This window comes from Stenotrophomonas sp. YJH_SMC_16 (assembly GCF_059367875.1).
Genome location: NZ_JCAFRH010000012.1, coordinates 67,530 through 82,027, shown reverse-complemented (window position 1 = coordinate 82,027; position 14,498 = coordinate 67,530). Strand labels below are relative to the sequence as shown.

14 protein-coding genes and 6 tRNA genes are annotated in these 14,498 nt (G+C 66.1%); 4 read left to right on the top strand and 16 right to left on the bottom strand.

Annotated elements, in window-relative coordinates; translation table 11 throughout:
• Positions 1-2: 2 nt before the first annotated feature.
• From AC5P6E_RS19990 to AC5P6E_RS19980, 3 genes are read right to left on the bottom strand one after another with little or no spacing between them, the layout of a single operon-like run.
• Positions 3-392 (bottom strand): nuclear transport factor 2 family protein, encoded by a 390-nt coding sequence (locus AC5P6E_RS19990; RefSeq protein ID WP_019336675.1) that lies wholly within the window; start codon positions 390-392, stop codon positions 3-5.
• Positions 389-1,156 (bottom strand): MBL fold metallo-hydrolase, encoded by a 768-nt coding sequence (locus AC5P6E_RS19985; protein ID WP_279914728.1) that lies wholly within the window; start codon positions 1,154-1,156, stop codon positions 389-391. Before AC5P6E_RS19985 ends, AC5P6E_RS19990 begins: the two co-directional genes overlap by 4 nt.
• A complete protein-coding gene (locus tag AC5P6E_RS19980; protein ID WP_279914729.1) occupies positions 1,156-1,905 on the bottom strand; it encodes a 3-deoxy-D-manno-octulosonic acid kinase in 750 nt (249 codons plus the stop codon). Before AC5P6E_RS19980 ends, AC5P6E_RS19985 begins: the two co-directional genes overlap by 1 nt.
• A gap of 20 nt (positions 1,906-1,925) precedes the next feature.
• Here AC5P6E_RS19980 and AC5P6E_RS19975 point away from each other — a divergent pair, with 20 nt between their 5' ends.
• A complete protein-coding gene (locus tag AC5P6E_RS19975) occupies positions 1,926-2,972 on the top strand; it encodes a glycosyltransferase family 9 protein (protein WP_010483867.1) in 1,047 nt (348 codons plus the stop codon).
• Positions 2,973-2,990: 18 nt separating this feature from the next.
• On the opposite strand, the gene AC5P6E_RS19970 is transcribed toward AC5P6E_RS19975, so the two are convergent.
• Both AC5P6E_RS19970 and AC5P6E_RS19965 read right to left on the bottom strand, forming a co-directional pair.
• Positions 2,991-3,395: a DUF6165 family protein gene (locus AC5P6E_RS19970; protein ID WP_010483869.1), complete on the bottom strand. Its 405-nt coding sequence runs from the start codon at positions 3,393-3,395 to the stop codon at positions 2,991-2,993.
• Between the two features lie 241 nt (positions 3,396-3,636).
• Positions 3,637-3,727: transfer RNA gene (locus AC5P6E_RS19965), tRNA-Ser, on the bottom strand.
• 165 nt (positions 3,728-3,892) lie between these two features.
• Here AC5P6E_RS19965 and AC5P6E_RS19960 point away from each other — a divergent pair.
• Positions 3,893-4,597 carry a PP2C family protein-serine/threonine phosphatase gene (locus tag AC5P6E_RS19960; RefSeq protein WP_010483871.1) on the top strand — a complete coding sequence of 235 codons (705 nt, stop codon included), beginning with the start codon at positions 3,893-3,895 and terminating at the stop codon, positions 4,595-4,597.
• Between the two features lie 62 nt (positions 4,598-4,659).
• Here AC5P6E_RS19960 and dnaQ read toward each other — a convergent pair whose 3' ends face one another.
• Genes dnaQ through AC5P6E_RS19945 form a run of 3 tightly spaced genes read right to left on the bottom strand, consistent with a single transcriptional unit; the run spans position 4,660 to position 6,506 of the window.
• Positions 4,660-5,391, bottom strand: coding sequence for a DNA polymerase III subunit epsilon (dnaQ, locus tag AC5P6E_RS19955; protein WP_019336550.1), 732 nt, complete (start codon positions 5,389-5,391; stop codon positions 4,660-4,662).
• Between the two features lie 4 nt (positions 5,392-5,395).
• On the bottom strand, positions 5,396-5,848 hold the full coding sequence (gene rnhA, locus AC5P6E_RS19950) for a ribonuclease HI (RefSeq protein WP_010483875.1): 453 nt from the start codon (positions 5,846-5,848) through the stop codon (positions 5,396-5,398).
• 13 nt (positions 5,849-5,861) lie between these two features.
• Entirely contained in the window at positions 5,862-6,506 is a 645-nt protein-coding gene (locus tag AC5P6E_RS19945) for a methyltransferase domain-containing protein (protein WP_019336551.1), read from the bottom strand.
• A gap of 11 nt (positions 6,507-6,517) precedes the next feature.
• On the opposite strand from AC5P6E_RS19945, the gene gloB reads away from it, so the two are divergent.
• Both gloB and AC5P6E_RS19935 read left to right on the top strand, forming a co-directional pair.
• Positions 6,518-7,282, top strand: a complete 765-nt coding sequence (gene gloB / locus AC5P6E_RS19940) for a hydroxyacylglutathione hydrolase (RefSeq protein WP_019336552.1) — start codon at positions 6,518-6,520, stop codon at positions 7,280-7,282.
• Positions 7,279-8,478 (top strand): lytic transglycosylase domain-containing protein, encoded by a 1,200-nt coding sequence (locus AC5P6E_RS19935; protein WP_010483881.1) that lies wholly within the window; start codon positions 7,279-7,281, stop codon positions 8,476-8,478. The genes gloB and AC5P6E_RS19935 overlap by 4 nt, the downstream gene beginning before the upstream one ends.
• 197 nt (positions 8,479-8,675) lie before the next feature.
• Here AC5P6E_RS19935 and AC5P6E_RS19930 read toward each other — a convergent pair whose 3' ends face one another.
• The 8 genes from AC5P6E_RS19930 to lon all read right to left on the bottom strand — a co-directional run bounded on the left by AC5P6E_RS19930 (position 8,676) and on the right by lon (position 14,449).
• The gene (locus AC5P6E_RS19930; protein ID WP_019336553.1) at positions 8,676-10,631 is read right to left on the bottom strand and encodes a peptidyl-prolyl cis-trans isomerase; all 1,956 of its coding nucleotides are present in this window, start codon (positions 10,629-10,631) and stop codon (positions 8,676-8,678) included.
• Between the two features lie 181 nt (positions 10,632-10,812).
• Positions 10,813-10,889, bottom strand: a tRNA-Asp gene (locus AC5P6E_RS19925).
• A 106-nt stretch (positions 10,890-10,995) separates the two neighbouring features.
• Positions 10,996-11,072: transfer RNA gene (locus AC5P6E_RS19920), tRNA-Asp, on the bottom strand.
• An 87-nt stretch (positions 11,073-11,159) separates the two neighbouring features.
• A tRNA-Asp gene (locus AC5P6E_RS19915) sits at positions 11,160-11,236 on the bottom strand.
• 83 nt (positions 11,237-11,319) lie between these two features.
• Positions 11,320-11,396, bottom strand: a tRNA-Asp gene (locus AC5P6E_RS19910).
• A 26-nt stretch (positions 11,397-11,422) separates the two neighbouring features.
• A tRNA-Val gene (locus AC5P6E_RS19905) sits at positions 11,423-11,497 on the bottom strand.
• Between the two features lie 11 nt (positions 11,498-11,508).
• A complete protein-coding gene (locus tag AC5P6E_RS19900; protein ID WP_004146343.1) occupies positions 11,509-11,781 on the bottom strand; it encodes an HU family DNA-binding protein in 273 nt (90 codons plus the stop codon).
• A gap of 217 nt (positions 11,782-11,998) precedes the next feature.
• Complete coding sequence (gene lon, locus AC5P6E_RS19895) at positions 11,999-14,449, bottom strand: endopeptidase La (RefSeq protein ID WP_019336554.1); 2,451 nt, start codon at positions 14,447-14,449, stop codon at positions 11,999-12,001.
• Positions 14,450-14,498 lie beyond the last annotated feature (49 nt).

Below are 14,498 nucleotides of genomic sequence, written 5' to 3'. Positions count from 1 at the left end.
TGCTACCGCGCCTCGGGCGTGCCCTGATGGAACACCACGCGCCACCGTTGCCCATGCCGGCGCCACAGCGAGCTGCGCAGCACCCAGCGCTGCGCCTGCCCATCGACGTGATGGCGGCTGCGGTAGCGCACCTGGGCCAGACCGTCGGCCAACAACCACACCGCGTACCGTTCCGATTCGATCAGCACCTGCGCGCGCTCCAAGGGGATCTCCTGCAACGCCGCATCAAGGCCGTAGCATTGCCCGGAGCTGCCGATCTCGCTGAAATCCTCGTCCAGCAGGGCCGCAAGGGACTCGCGATCCCCCCGCACCTGCGGCGCATGCAGCGCGCGTTCCAGCGCCTCCAGTTCGGCCGCCAGCGCCGCGTCGGCGGGCTGGCCAACACCGCTCACGGCGGATCCTGCGCCAGCACGTGCGGCGCCGTCGGGCTCGCCAACCGCACGCACTGCCCCGGCTGGGCGACGCGGTGGCCGCGCGCGGCCAGCGCCACACCGTCAGCCACGCTGGCGTAGTGGTAGAGCATCATCCGGGACTGCAGCTCGGCGCTGTACTCGCGCTCCAGGTCGTCCACACCGGTATGCGACGGGTTGCCGTGCAGGCCGCAGTCGTGCGCGATCAGTTCGTTTTCGTTGGCGAAACGGGCCAGCATCTCCGGAATCGGCCGGGTATCGCCGCTCCAGGTCAGCGCGCCCTGCAGGCGCAGGCCATAGGCCGTCTCCGGCCAATGGTGGCGCACCGGGAACACCTCCAGGCGCACGCCCTCATGCCAGAACGCCTCGCCCACCACGATCAGCTGGAACGCATCCCAGAAGTTGGCGCCGCCCTCGGCCAGCACGTTCGGGTAATCCCCGATGCGCTTGTGCAGCAGCGGCACCACCGTGGCAGGCACATACAGGCGCACCTTGCCGCGCCGGTGCGCATTGAAGAAGGTATCGACGAACAGGCGCTCGAAGCCCGCCACGTGGTCCAGGTGCACATGGGTGACGAACAACGCCTGCGGCATGTGGCCGTAGTGCGCCTTGAACGCGGTCAGGCCTTCACCGCCGCAGTCGATGGTCAGCCACGGACGCCCGTCCCGCTCGATCACCGACATCGGCGACCCCAGCTCGACCGCCGACGCATTGCCGACGCCGAGGAAACGCAACGACCAGTCCATCAGGTGCCCCGGTTCCAGGCCATGTCATAGGCGCGGCGCAGCCGCGCGAAGTCCTTCTGCACGTCTTCCATGCTGCGCTCGCCGCGCAGCTTGATCAGCGAGCGCAGCAGGCGCTTGAGATTGCGTTCGCGCCAGGCGGTCGCCGGGATGCGGATCACCCCGCGGTCGAAGTCGATCAGCCAGCCATGGCCATTGCCGTCGAACAGGATGTTGTGCGCATTGAGGTCGGCATGGTCCAGGCCGGCACGGTGGAAGCGCGCGATCAGCCGCCCGGTTTCCTCCCACGGTGCGCCCCGGCCAGCGACCAGCGCACGGTCGGCCAGCGAACGGACACCCTCGATCCGCTCCATCAGGATCGCGGCCCGGTAGCGCAGGCCCTCGCGCATGTAGAACGCGGCGATCGGCCGTGGCACCGGCAGCTTCCTCTCGCGCAGCGCGCGCATCAGCCGGAATTCGGCGAAACTGCGGGTCCGGTCCGCGCCGCGCCAGAAGTACTGGTCATGGCTGATCTTCGCCGCCAGGCCACCGCGCAGGTAGTGGCGCAGCACGCTGGGGCCGAACGGCGCATCGACCAACCAAGCGCTGCCACGGCCGCCCTCACCCACCGGCCGGGCCCTGCTTCCCCAGTGCTGGGGCGAGAACAGGCCGATCTCGGCTTGCCGCAGCCGCTCGCGGTCGAACAGAATGGCCCCGATGCCGCGACCCTCGCGGCATGGCGTCAGCGCTTCATTGGCGTCGAATGCGACCATTTCATTGAGTCTAACAACACATGGCATCAGCGTCCTCCTCCTTGTGCCTCCTGCGCCTGTCCGCACTCGGCGATGTCACCCACGTGGTGCCCCTGGTGCGCACCCTGCAGGCTGCGCGTCCGGACACGCCGATCCACTGGATCATCGACAAGGCCGGCCACAAGCTGCTCGACGGCCTGCCTGGCGTCACCTTCCATGCCTACGACAAGAAGAGCGGCATGGCCGGGGTCAAGGAACTGCGCAGGCAGCTGCCACCGGGGCGCTTTGAAGCGCTGCTGCAGATGCAGGTGGCGTTCCGCGCCAACCTGCTGTCGGCCTTCATTCCCGCAGAGCGTCGCATCGGCTACGACCGCAGCCGATCGAAGGATCTGCACGGTCTCTTCATCAACGAGCGCATCCCCGACCGCCCCGGCATCCATGTGCTGGACGCCATCGGCAGCTTCTGTGAACCCCTTGGCCTGCGCCAGGCCGAGGTCAGCTGGGACCTGGCGGTGCCGCAGTCCGCGTATGAGTGGGCCGCCGCGCAATGGCAGGACGATGGCCGACCGGTACTGATGATCTCGCCCTGTTCCAGCCACGTGCGCCGCAACTGGTATGCAGACCGCTATGCAGCCGTGGCCAACCATGCCGCACAGCGCGGTTGGCGGGTGGTGCTGTGTGGTGGCCGCAGCGAGCTGGAGCGCAGCATGGCCGATGCCATCCAGGCCCAGCTGCACACGCCGGCACTGGACCTGGTCGGCAAGGACACCTTGAAGCAGCTGCCGGCACTGCTGGCCCGCGCCAATCTGGTGATGACCCCGGACTCAGGCCCGATGCACATCGCCAACGCGATGGGCGCCAAGGTACTGGGCCTGCATGCGGCCAGCAACCCGAACCGCAGCGGTCCCTATTCCGACCGCCGCTACTGCGTGGACCGCTACGATGATGCCGCGCGCAAGTACCTGGCCAAGCAGGCCGCGGATCTGAAGTGGGGCACCAAGATCGAGTTCGACGATGTGATGGAACTGATCACTGTCGAAGACGGTATCGCTGCGTTCGAACGCTACGTCGCCGACCACCTGGGGTGAGCGGCAGGCTGCCGGGGATTACGCGCGCTGCGCGTAATCCTGGTAGGACTTCTCTTCCACGTACGCCGAACCCAGCGCCAGGTTGATCGCCTTCTTGATGCGCGCGCGTTCGTCGTTGCGCAGGTAGACACTGCGCGCCAGGTCGATGAAGCCCTGATCGAACGCCTGCGCCTTCTCCTTCAGGCGGATGTCGTCCTCGATGTCCCACAGCTGCTCGTTGACCGTCTTCAGCTCGGCACGCAGCTTGGCGATGTCCTTCACCGCCGCCGGGTGTGCCATCCAGGTCTGCTCCAGCGCCGACAGCTCCTTGCGCACATTGGCCAGCTTGCCCTCGTCGCTGATGCGCTCGGACTTGATCTGCAGGATCGAGATCTTGTCCAGCAGCTCGCCGAAAGAAACGGGGACGAGGATTTCAGCGGTCATGGGGAAAAGCTCCAGCAGGTGATGCGTCCAGTTTAACCCGCAGCTCGCGATGGGACAGGTAGATCCATCTGGAGGAACAAGCCCCTCTGTTGAGGGGCTGCCCCGACAGGGGCGGGGAGAGGCCGGCAAAGGGAGGGGCCCACGCGTTGCACAGCAACGCGTGGGGCGACGCGCAACGCGCGTCGCGTCCCGCGCCAGATAAAGAAAAAGGGCTGCCTTTCGGCAGCCCTTTTTCTTTATCTGGCGGAGAGGGGGGGATTCGAACCCCCGAGGCGCTATAAACGCCTGCCTGATTTCGAGTCAGGTACATTCAACCACTCTGCCACCTCTCCGGGTGGTCCCCGGCGGACCGGGGACGCGCATCATACGAGGAAGTGAGGCCGACGACAAGTCATTCCGGCCAACGAAGTGAAAATTTCCTGAGCGCATGCCTTGCCGGATGCGTGCCGTCACCCGATGATGCCTGTCTCCCCAGCAACACCCCGCCCCAGCCCCCCATGATCGAATTCGGACACCTCACCCACCCCGGCATGCGCCGCGAGCTCAACGAGGACACCTACTACGGTGACAGCGAGCTGGCCTTGTGGCTGGTGGCCGACGGCATGGGCGGACCCGCCTGCGGCGAAGTGGCAAGCGCGCTGGCACGCGAGACCATCGTGCGCGAGATCCGCCGCGGCGCGCCGCTGGCGCAGGCCATCCGCACCGCCGACGAAGAGATCATCCGCGCCTCGCGCCGACGCAACGACACGCTGCCGATGGGCACCACCGTGGTTGCCGCGCGCGTGCAGGGCAATCGCTATGAAGTGGCGTGGGTCGGCGACAGCCGCGCCTACCTGTGGCGCGACGGCCAACTTGCGCAGCTCAGCCAGGACCACAGCGTGGTGCAGGAACTGGTCGCGCAGGGCAACCTGACCGCCGAACAGGCGCGCGCACATCCGCATCGCAACGTGGTCACCCAGGCGCTGGGCGTGACCGATCCGGCGCATCTGAACGTGGCCACCACCAGCGGTGAACTGCGCCCGGGCATGCAACTGCTGCTGTGCAGTGACGGACTGACCGAGGAAGTGGACGACCGCGGCATCGCCCGCACCCTCGCCTTCGACGATGCCAGCGCGCAGGAGTGCGTGGATACGCTGGTCGCGGCCGCGCTCGACGGCGGTGGCCGCGACAACATCAGCGTCATCCTGGTGCGCTGCCACTGAACCTGGTGCATGAGCCGAGCATGGGCTCGGCTCTACAGTAGATCCACGCCATGCGTGGATGTTTATGCGCTGGCGGGCTCTTCCACCTTCGGGCCATCCCACAGCGCGTGGCCAGCCTTCTTGCGCAGCCGCTCCAGTCGCGCGGCATGCGCTTCCAGTTCCGACGGCGTGGCCACCACGCGCGGGCGCGGCAGCAGCTTGCTGGTGTCGAAGGCCTGCAGCGCCGCACCGGCACCACCGCCATCGTCATCGCTCAGGCCGAAGCCGATTTCCTCCTGGCCCGAGGTCAGCGCGATGTAGACGTCGCCCAGGATCTGCGCATCGAGCAGGCCGCCGTGCAGTGCACGGTGCGAGTTGTCCACGCCCAGCCGCTTGCACAGCGCATCCAGCGAATTGCGCTGGCCCGGGAAGCGCTCGCGCGCCATCACCAGGGTATCGATCACGGTGCAGCGGTCGGTGATCTTCCCGTACTGCGGCCCCAGCAGCGACAGCTCGTTGTCGAGGAAGCCGAGGTCGAACGCGGCGTTATGGATGATCAGTTCGGCGCCATCGATGAAGGCCAGGAACTCGTCGGCGATCTGCGCGAAGTCCGGCTTGTCATCGAGGAACTCCAGGGTCAGGCCGGTGACTTCCTGCGCGCCCTGTTCGAACTCACAGTCCGGCTTGATGTACTGGTGGTAGTTGTTGCCGGTCGGGCGGCGCTTGAACAGCTCCACGCAGCCGATTTCGACAATGCGGTTGCCCTTCTTCCACTCCAGGCCGGTAGTTTCGGTATCGAGGATGATCTGACGCATGGGCTCAGTTTACCGGGCTGGCGTCGCGGATCTGGATCGCCGCGTTGCGGGCCAGGGTATCCACCCGCTCATTGTCGGGGTCGCCGGAGTGCCCCTTCACCCACCGCCAGTCGATCTGATGCCGCAGCGTGGCCGCCTGCAGGCGCTCCCACAGCTCGCGGTTTTTCACCGGATCGCCACCGGCGGTCTTCCAGTTCTTGCGGATCCAGCCCGGCATCCACTGGGTCAGGCCCTGCCTCACGTACTGCGAATCGGTATAGAGCACGATGCTGCACGGCTCGGTCAGCGACTCCAGCCCGGAAATGGCCGCCATCAGCTCCATCCGGTTGTTGGTGGTGTGCGCCTCGCCACCGCTCAGCTCACGCTCGTGGCCCTTGTAGCGCAGCAGCGCAGCCCAGCCGCCGGGGCCGGGATTGCCAAGGCAGGAACCGTCGGTGTGGATTTCGATGGTTTTCAATACAACTCCAGAATCAGGTAGCTACGGTGCCGTGCCAGCGCACCGGCAGCGGTTTCGGCCCGGGCAGGGCCAGCGTGCGTTTTTCCGCATGGAACAGGCAGGCCGCACGCAGCGGTGCCCAACCTCCGGGACGACGGCTGCCCGCACCGCGCCAGAGCGGGCCCAGGTAACGCATATCGTCGCACTCCAGCCCATGATGGCCGAGCAGCAGGCGGATCCGCTGCGGCGTGCGCACCACCAGCCCATGCTGGCGCCAGCGCGTGCGGTACGGGCTGAACGGATTGAGGCTGCTCAGCCACAGGTGGCCGCCCGGCATCAGCACGCGCTCGCACTCGTCGAGCAGCCGATCAGCGTCGGCCGCGGTGACATGCTGCAGCACGATCGCATTGACGCTTTCATTGGCCAGCGGCAACGGCAGCGCGCAGCGGGTGTCGCCGGCATAGCCCGGCCCCTGTCGATACAGGCGCAGGCCGCGCCCACCCAGCTGCGCATCCTCCAGCCAGGCCGCACTCGGCGCGATCCACAGCCAGGGCTGCGCCGGTAGCACCGACAGCTGCGGCAGCAGCAACTGTCGCTCCAGCACGCGCAAGGCCTCCGCCGGTTCACTGTCGAACCACGGGGTCTGGCTCGCTTGACGGGTACTCTGCAGCGCGGGCATGGTCCAATTCTATGCGACTGACTGCCCTGCCCGCATTTGCGGATAACTACATCTGGACGCTGATCGACGACGAGGGTGCTGCCGTGGTCGTCGACCCCGGTGATGCCGCGCCCGTGCTCGCGCTGGCCGATCAGGGCATGCGCGTGGACACGATCCTGCTCACCCATCACCACGACGATCACATCGGTGGCGTGCCGGCATTGCAGGCGCGATTCCCCGGCGTGCGGGTCGTCGCGCCGGCCGAGGAGCGCATTCCCACGGCGACCGAGCGGGTCGGTGAAGGTGAACGCGTTCAGGCATTGGGCCGGACGTTCCACGTACTATCCGTGCCCGGGCATACCCGCAGCCACATCGCGTTTCACACTGCTGAACATCTTTTCAGCGGAGATTCGTTGTTCAGCCTGGGCTGTGGACGCCTGTTCGAAGGTACGCCGTCCCAGCTGCTGGCGTCGATGCGCAAGCTGGGTGCCCTGCCCGCGCAACTGCTGCTTTGTTGCGCTCATGAGTACACCGTGTCAAATGCCGTCTTCGCGCGGCATGTCGACCCCGCCAACGCTGCCTTGTGGCAGCGCCAAGAGGAGGCTTTGGCCATGCGCCGCGATGACCGTTCCACCCTGCCGGTAACCCTGGCCAACGAATTCGACTGCAATCCCTTCCTGCGTGTGCACGCTGCACCGATCCGTGCGTCGGTATCGGCACACCTGGGCCGTGACGTCGTGGACGACGTCGACGTGATGGCCGGTCTCCGGCACTGGAAAGACGGCTTCCGCGCATGATGCGCCGAAGTCTGCCGCTGGCCCTGGGCCTTGCCCTGGGGCTGGCCGGAACCGCGGGCGCACAGTCGCTGGGTGCCGGCATCAGCCAGAACCTGACCGCTGCCGCGGCCCTGCCTCTGGACGCTTCAGCGCTGCCCGCCGCTTCGGTGCGCAACGGCCAGGAGATCTTCACCAGCTTCCGCGACGGCCTGGCCGAGCCCAGCTGCGATGCCGAGGCCACCAGCCCGCGCTGGCAGAAGCAGTTCGCCCACGCCCCCTCGCGCCTGGCCAACCAGGATGACGATGCGCTGGTGCTGTTCGGCTATGTGGTCGAAGAGCTGCGCAAGGCCAACCTGCCCACCGAATTCGCGCTGATTCCGTTCGTGGAAAGCGGCTATCGGCCCAATGCCCGCAACGGCAGCGGCCCGACCGGCCTGTGGCAGTTCATCGCCACCACCGCGCGCAACCACCGCGTGCCGATGGCCAACGGCTATGACGGCCGCCTGTCGGCGGTGGATTCCACCCAGGCCGCGGTGCGCTACCTGAAGACCCTGCACGGCATGTTCGGTGGCGACTGGCGCCTGGCCACCATGGCCTACAACGCCGGCGAGTACCGGGTACTGCAGTCCATGCGCAAGGCTGGCATGAACGCGCAGAACGCCAAGCCCGCAGCCCTGCCGGGCCTGTCGCCGGTCACCCATGCCTATGTCGAGAAGCTGCATGCCCTGGCCTGCGTGCTGGAAGACGTGGAAGACCAGCCGGGCGTGATGGCCTCGCTGGACCGCACCGTGCCGGTGCTGAAGGACCACACCCTGCCGGCCGGCACCAGCGTCCAGCAGTGGGCCGCACAGCGCGCGCTGGACCCTGCCAGGATCGCCCGCCTCAACCCGGCCCTGGCCGCCGGCAACCGCGCCTCTGGAACCACCCGGGTGCTGGCCCCGGTCTCGGCTGCCAATGCGACTGTGACGGAAACCGCGACCACACTGGTGGCCAGCACCGCACCGGTTGCAACGACCACGCCGACGCCGCAGGTGGCCAAGACCGTCGCCGCGATCGCCGACCGCCCGCGCAGCCGCCGCCACACCGTGCGTGATGGCGAGTCGGCATGGACCATCGCCCGTCGCTACGGCATGCCGGTGAAGGCACTGCTGTCACTGAACGGCCTGAGCGGCAGCAGCGTGCTGAAGCCGGGCGCGGTACTGCGCGTCGAGGATTGAAGCAGGCGCGGTTCCGGCCGCGCCCTGCCCTGCTTCCTGTAGAGCCGAGCCCATGCTCGGCTTTTTCATGTTCGCGCCCTGCCGGGGTTCATGACAGGCCGAGCATGGGCTCGGCTCTACAGTTCAATTTCCAGCATCGCTCCCAATAAAAAAGGCCCGGCATTGCCGGGCCTTTCTCGTCCTGCCCGCCGCGAGGCTTACAGGTTCTCTTCGGTGGTCTGGATCACGAACTTCTTGCGCATCGCCTCGACGTAGGCCTTGGCTGCGGCCATGCCGTCGATCTGGCTCAGCTGGTCCTTGAGCTGCTTCTGCTGCTCGGCGGTCACTTCCTTGATGTCGCCCGGGTTGACCTTGTTCACTGCGAACAGCAGCGCGTGGCCGTTGACGTCGACCTTGCCGTAGCTCGGCTTGCCTTCCGCCGGCACCGGCGCACTGAAGATCGCGCGGTTGATCTCCGGAGTCGGCACCGGCTGGCTGCGCGGCAGGCCTGGCATCGGGCTCAGCTGCAGCTTCTCGCTGGCAGCCAGCGACTGCAGGGTGGCACCGGCCTTCAGCTTGGCCAGCACGGCGTCGGCGGCCTTGTCGCTGGCCTGACGCTGGCGGTCGGCGCGGATCGCGGCGATCACCTGTTCGCGCGCCTTGTCCAGCGGCATGGCCTGTTCCGGAGTGTGCGCGGCCACGCGGATGACCACACTGTGGTTGGTCGCGCCGCCCAGGGCGATCGGGTCGCTGGCGGTCCCGTCCTGCACCAGCACGTCGGAGAACGCGGCACGCAGCACGGCCGGGTCAGCGGCGATGCCACTGGCAGTGGCACGGGTGATCGGGCCCAGGGTCTGCAGCGGCAGGTTCACTTCCTTGGCCGCAGCAGCCAGATCGCTCGGGCTCTTGTTGATGGCGTCGACCAGCTTGCCGGCCAGTTCGTTGAAGCCGCGCTCGCCGTCGGCCTTCAACTGCTCGGCAGCCAGCGTGTCACGCACTTCCTCGAAGGACTTGCCTTCGCCACCGCGCACCGCGGCGACCTTGATGATGTGGTAGCCGAAGTCGGTCTTGACCGGACCGATCACGTCACCCGCCTTGGCAGCGAACAGTGCATCTTCGAACGGCTTGACCATCGCACCGCGCTCGACCCAACCCAGGTCACCGCCCTGGTCCTTTGAACCCGGGTCTTCCGAATTGGCCTTGGCCAGTGCAGCGAAGTCGGCACCGGCCGCCTTGGCTTCGGCAGCGATCTTGTTCGCCTTGGCTTCGGCGCCGTCACCGGTGATCAGGATATGGGCAGCCTGGCGCTGTTCCGGCGAGGTGAACTTCGCCTTCTCGTCTTCATAGCGCTTGCGAAGGGTCGCTTCGTCGGCCGCGGTCGGTGCCGGCAGGTTCGCGCCGTTGATCTCGACGTATTCCAGCGACACGCTTTCGGCCTGGCGGAAATCCTTGCCGTGGCTGTCATACCACTGCTTGATCTGTTCGTCGGTGACCGGCGCGGTATCGGCCGGCACTTCCGGCAGCGCGGCCAGCTCGACGTCGCGGGTTTCACCCAGCAGCTTCAGCAGGCGCTCGGTCTCGGCCTGAGTGACGAAGCCCGAATTCTGCAGGCCCGACGGAATCACCGACTGCTGCAGGCTCTCGCGCACCAGCTCCTGGAACTGCGTGGGCGTACGCGGCGGATTGCCACCGGCCAGGGCCAGGCGATAGTTGTTCTCGTTGAACTTGCCGTTCGAATCGAGGAAGGCCGGGATGGTGGCGATGTACTCGCGCACCGCACCGTCGCCCACCACGACACCGGCCTGCTCGCCCACCAGGCGCACGACCTGCTCGTCGATCAGCTGATCGAGCACGGCCATCTTGTTTTCAGTGCTTTCGAACGCGCGCGGGTCGAAGTTCTCACCCTGCTGCTGGCGCTCGCGCATGCGCTCCTGCTCGAAGCGGGTGCGGAAATCCTGCGCACTGATCTCGTGGTGCTGCCACAGCATGCGCACCGGCCACCACGACGGCGCCGAACGCCACCAGGTCGGCGGCGCGGAAACCTTGGCCACGTTCTGTGCGCCAACGCCACCGAGGTAGCTGTTGTCGATCACGAACAGGAACGGAATCATCAGCAGCCCCAGGATCACGGTGACGATCCAGCCTGAGGTCTTGTCGCGGAGTTTCTGCAGCATGGTGAGAATCACAAGGCCTGATTGGCGAGCCCGGCAGTGTAACCCGCTTCGCCGCAGGGACCAAAAGCAGCGCCGGCGCGGCCTGCGCCGATCTTCGTGGACCTGCACCATCAGCACATCGGCAGGCCTGCGGCACGGCCCAAAGAAAAAGCCCCCGGCCTGCGCCGAGGGCTTTTAAAGTTGGCGGAGCGGACGGGACTCGAACCCGCGACCTCCGGCGTGACAGGCCAGCATTCTAACCAGCTGAACTACCGCTCCGCGCTGAAACTTTGCAGGCGCCCAGTATATCCGAAGACTCCCTGGAAACCCAGCCCGATGAACACTTTTTTCAAAGTTTTTTCACAGGGACTTAAGAATTCTGCAATGGCGGAGCGGACGGGACTCGAACCCGCGACCTCCGGCGTGACAGGCCAGCATTCTAACCAGCTGAACTACCGCTCCGTTCTTGCAAAAACCTTTTCGCCTTCTTCCCGAACCTGTCGGTGAGAAGACAAGGCCCCCGGCTTCAGGCCGGGGGCCTCGATGTAGTGGCGGAGCGGACGGGACTCGAACCCGCGACCTCCGGCGTGACAGGCCAGCATTCTAACCAGCTGAACTACCGCTCCGCATTGTTGCTTTTTTGTTTTCCCACTGGCCTGGACCGGGGAGAAAACAAAGCCTCCAGCTTTTGGCCGGAGGCCTCGTTGAATGGCGGAGCGGACGGGACTCGAACCCGCGACCTCCGGCGTGACAGGCCAGCATTCTAACCAGCTGAACTACCGCTCCACACTCAAACTTTTACCGCGGTGCTGTGGTGGGTGCTGAGGGTTTCGAACCCCCGACCCTCTCCGTGTAAAGGAGACGCTCTACCGCTGAGCTAAGCACCCCAGCGAGCCGCTTAGTTTACAGCATCCTTCAGGGCCTTACCAGCCTTGAACGACGGATTCTTCGAAGCAGCGATCTTGATGGTGTCGCCGGTCTTCGGGTTGCGGCCGGTGCGTGCAGCACGGTCGCGGACCTGGAAGGTACCGAAGCCAACCAGGGTGACCGCATCGCCGTCCTTCAGCGCCTTGGTGACGGCAGCAACGACGGCATCGACAGCGCGGCTGGACTCGGCCTTGGTCAGGTCGGCAGCTTCAGCAACGGCATCGATCAATTCGGTCTTGTTCATTCTCTACAACTCCTTTGGCGGTGGGTTCCGCTTATTCGACAGGGAAGCAACCGCATACCTTCTGCATGCGGCCGCCATGTGGAAACGGTTCGCCGATTCAGTCATCGCTGACAGCGATCACTCATTCGCGAGTGCTGCTTTTATACCAGTGGCCCTACCCCCACGCAAGCTGGAAAGCCAGCAACGACGCGGGTTTCGGGCCATTGGACAGCGCGCGTCAATGCTTGACGCGCGCGCTTCCACTCGGTTTGGCCTTGCTGCGCACCGTGACACGTTGCGCACTCTTGCGCGCCTTCTTCGGTGCCAACGGACGCTCCAGCGCCAGGTCCAGGACTTCTTCGATGTACTTCACCGGCACGATCTCCAGATCGCGGGTGACGTTGGCCGGAATGTCGGCCAGGTCCTTGCGGTTCTCTTCCGGAATGATGACGGTGCGGATGCCGCCACGCAGTGCGGCCAGCAGCTTCTCCTTCAACCCACCGATGGCAGTGACGCGACCCCGCAGGGTGATCTCGCCGGTCATCGCCACGTCGGCACGCACCGGCACCTTGGTCAGCATCGACACCAGCGAGGTGACCATCGCCGCGCCGGCGCTCGGGCCGTCCTTCGGCGTGGCGCCATCGGGCACGTGCAGGTGCACGTCGTGCTTCTGCAGGAAGTCGCTGTCGATGCCGAAGCCGACCGCGCGCGAACGCACCACCGACAGCGCCGCCGACGCCGATTCCTTCATCACGTTGCCAAGCTGGCCGGTCAGGATCAGCTGGCCCTTGCCCGGCACCAGCGTCGATTCGATCTGCAGCAGATCGCCACCGACTTCGGTCCAGGCCAGTCCGGTGACCAGGCCGATCTCGTTTTCTTCCTCGGCACGGCCGAAGTCGAAGCGACGCACGCCCAGGTACTTGTCCAGGTTCTTGCTGGACACGCTCACCAGCGCCTTTTTCTTCGCACCCTTCTTCGCCTTCGCCGCCGGCTGCGGGCCGGCCAGCGCGATCTCCTTGACTACCTTGCGGCAGATCTTGGCGATCTCGCGTTCCAGGTTGCGCACGCCCGATTCGCGCGTGTAGTAGCGCACGATGTCCTGGATGGCATCGCTGCCGATCTCCAGCTCTTCCGGCTGCAGGCCGTTGGCCTTGATCTGCTTGGGCACCAGGTAGCGGGTGGCGATGTTGAGCTTCTCATCCTCGGTGTAGCCGGGGATGCGGATCACTTCCATGCGGTCCAGCAACGGGCCCGGAATATTGAGCGAGTTCGAGGTGGCCACGAACATCACTTCGGACAGGTCCAGGTCCACTTCCAGATAGTGGTCGTTGAACGCGTTGTTCTGCTCCGGGTCGAGCACTTCCAGCAGCGCCGAAGACGGATCGCCACGGAAGTCCATCGACATCTTGTCGATCTCGTCGAGCACGAACAGCGGGTTCTTGCTGCCGACCTTGTTGAGGTTCTGCACGATGCGGCCCGGCATCGAACCGACGTAGGTACGACGGTGGCCACGGATCTCGGCCTCGTCACGCACGCCGCCCAGCGACATGCGCACGAACTTGCGGTTGGTGGCCTTGGCGATGGACTGGCCCAGCGAGGTCTTGCCCACGCCCGGCGGCCCGACCAGGCACAGGATCGGGCCCTTCATCTGCTTCACGCGCGACTGCACCGCCAGGTACTCAAGGATGCGCTCCTTGACCTTCTCCAGGCCGTAGTGATCGGCATCGAGGGTGTCCTGCGCCACCTTCAGGTCCTTGCGCACCTTGCTGCGCTTCTTCCACGGCACGCCCAGCAGCCACTCCAGGTAGTTGCGCACGACCGCGGCTTCGGCCGACATCGGCGACATCTGCTTGAGCTTGTTCAGTTCGTTGCGTGCCTTGGCTTCAACGGCCTTCGGCATGCCGGCTTCGGCGATCTTGCGGGCCAGCTCTTCCAGCTCGCCCGGCGCGTCGTCCAGGTCACCCAGTTCCTTCTGGATGGCCTTCATCTGTTCGTTGAGGTAGTACTCGCGCTGGCTCTTCTCCATCTGCGACTTCACGCGGCCGCGGATGCGCTTTTCCATCTGCTGCACGTCGATCTCGCCATCGACCAGGCCGACCAGCATCTCCAGGCGATCGCCGACGGCCAGCGTTTCCAGCAGGCGCTGCTTGTCGGCCAGGCGCACGCTGATGTGCGCGGCGATGGTGTCGGCCAGGCGCGCCGGCTCATCGATGCCCGACAGCGTCTGCAGCAGTTCCGGCGGCAGCTTGCGGTTGGTCTTGACGTACTGCTCGAACAGCGACATCAGCGAGCGGGCGATCGCCTCGACCTCGCGCGCTTCGCGCTCGTCGGTGGCGTCGATTTCCACCGCCTGCCCATGCAGCGAGCCGTTGCGCTCGTCGACGTGGGTGACCTGCACGCGCGACAGGCCTTCGACCAGCACCTTGATGGTGCCGTCGGGCAGCTTCAGCAGCTGCAGCACCTGCGCCAGCGTACCGACCTGGTAGAGGTCGGCCGCATGCGGGTCATCGGTCTCGGCCGACTTCTGCGCCAGCAGCAGGATGCGCTTGTCCGCCTCCATTGCCTGTTCGAGCGCGTGCATGGACTTGTCACGGCCGACGAACAGCGGGATGACCATGTGCGGGAACACCACTACGTCGCGCAGCGGCAGGACCGGCAGGTCGAGGGTTTCACTTGGGGAACGGGCCATGGGGGCTCCAGGGAAGGGGAAAACCGCCTCCGGGAGGGCATCTTCCGGA

Bases quoted from the DNA above. Each gene is read 5' to 3' on its own strand.
- AC5P6E_RS19985 (WP_279914728.1), bottom strand. From the start codon at position 1,156: ATGGACTGGTCGTTGCGTTTCCTCGGCGTCGGCAATGCGTCGGCGGTC.
- AC5P6E_RS19980 (WP_279914729.1), bottom strand. From the start codon at position 1,905: ATGGTCGCATTCGACGCCAATGAAGCGCTGACGCCATGCCGCGAGGGT.
- AC5P6E_RS19975 (WP_010483867.1), top strand. From the start codon at position 1,926: ATGGCATCAGCGTCCTCCTCCTTGTGCCTCCTGCGCCTGTCCGCACTC.
- AC5P6E_RS19970 (WP_010483869.1), bottom strand. From the start codon at position 3,395: ATGACCGCTGAAATCCTCGTCCCCGTTTCTTTCGGCGAGCTGCTGGAC.
- AC5P6E_RS19960 (WP_010483871.1), top strand. From the start codon at position 3,893: ATGATCGAATTCGGACACCTCACCCACCCCGGCATGCGCCGCGAGCTC.
- dnaQ (WP_019336550.1), bottom strand. From the start codon at position 5,391: ATGCGTCAGATCATCCTCGATACCGAAACTACCGGCCTGGAGTGGAAG.
- AC5P6E_RS19945 (WP_019336551.1), bottom strand. From the start codon at position 6,506: ATGCCCGCGCTGCAGAGTACCCGTCAAGCGAGCCAGACCCCGTGGTTC.
- gloB (WP_019336552.1), top strand. From the start codon at position 6,518: ATGCGACTGACTGCCCTGCCCGCATTTGCGGATAACTACATCTGGACG.
- AC5P6E_RS19935 (WP_010483881.1), top strand. From the start codon at position 7,279: ATGATGCGCCGAAGTCTGCCGCTGGCCCTGGGCCTTGCCCTGGGGCTG.
- AC5P6E_RS19930 (WP_019336553.1), bottom strand. From the start codon at position 10,631: ATGCTGCAGAAACTCCGCGACAAGACCTCAGGCTGGATCGTCACCGTG.
- AC5P6E_RS19900 (WP_004146343.1), bottom strand. From the start codon at position 11,781: ATGAACAAGACCGAATTGATCGATGCCGTTGCTGAAGCTGCCGACCTG.
- lon (WP_019336554.1), bottom strand. From the start codon at position 14,449: ATGGCCCGTTCCCCAAGTGAAACCCTCGACCTGCCGGTCCTGCCGCTG.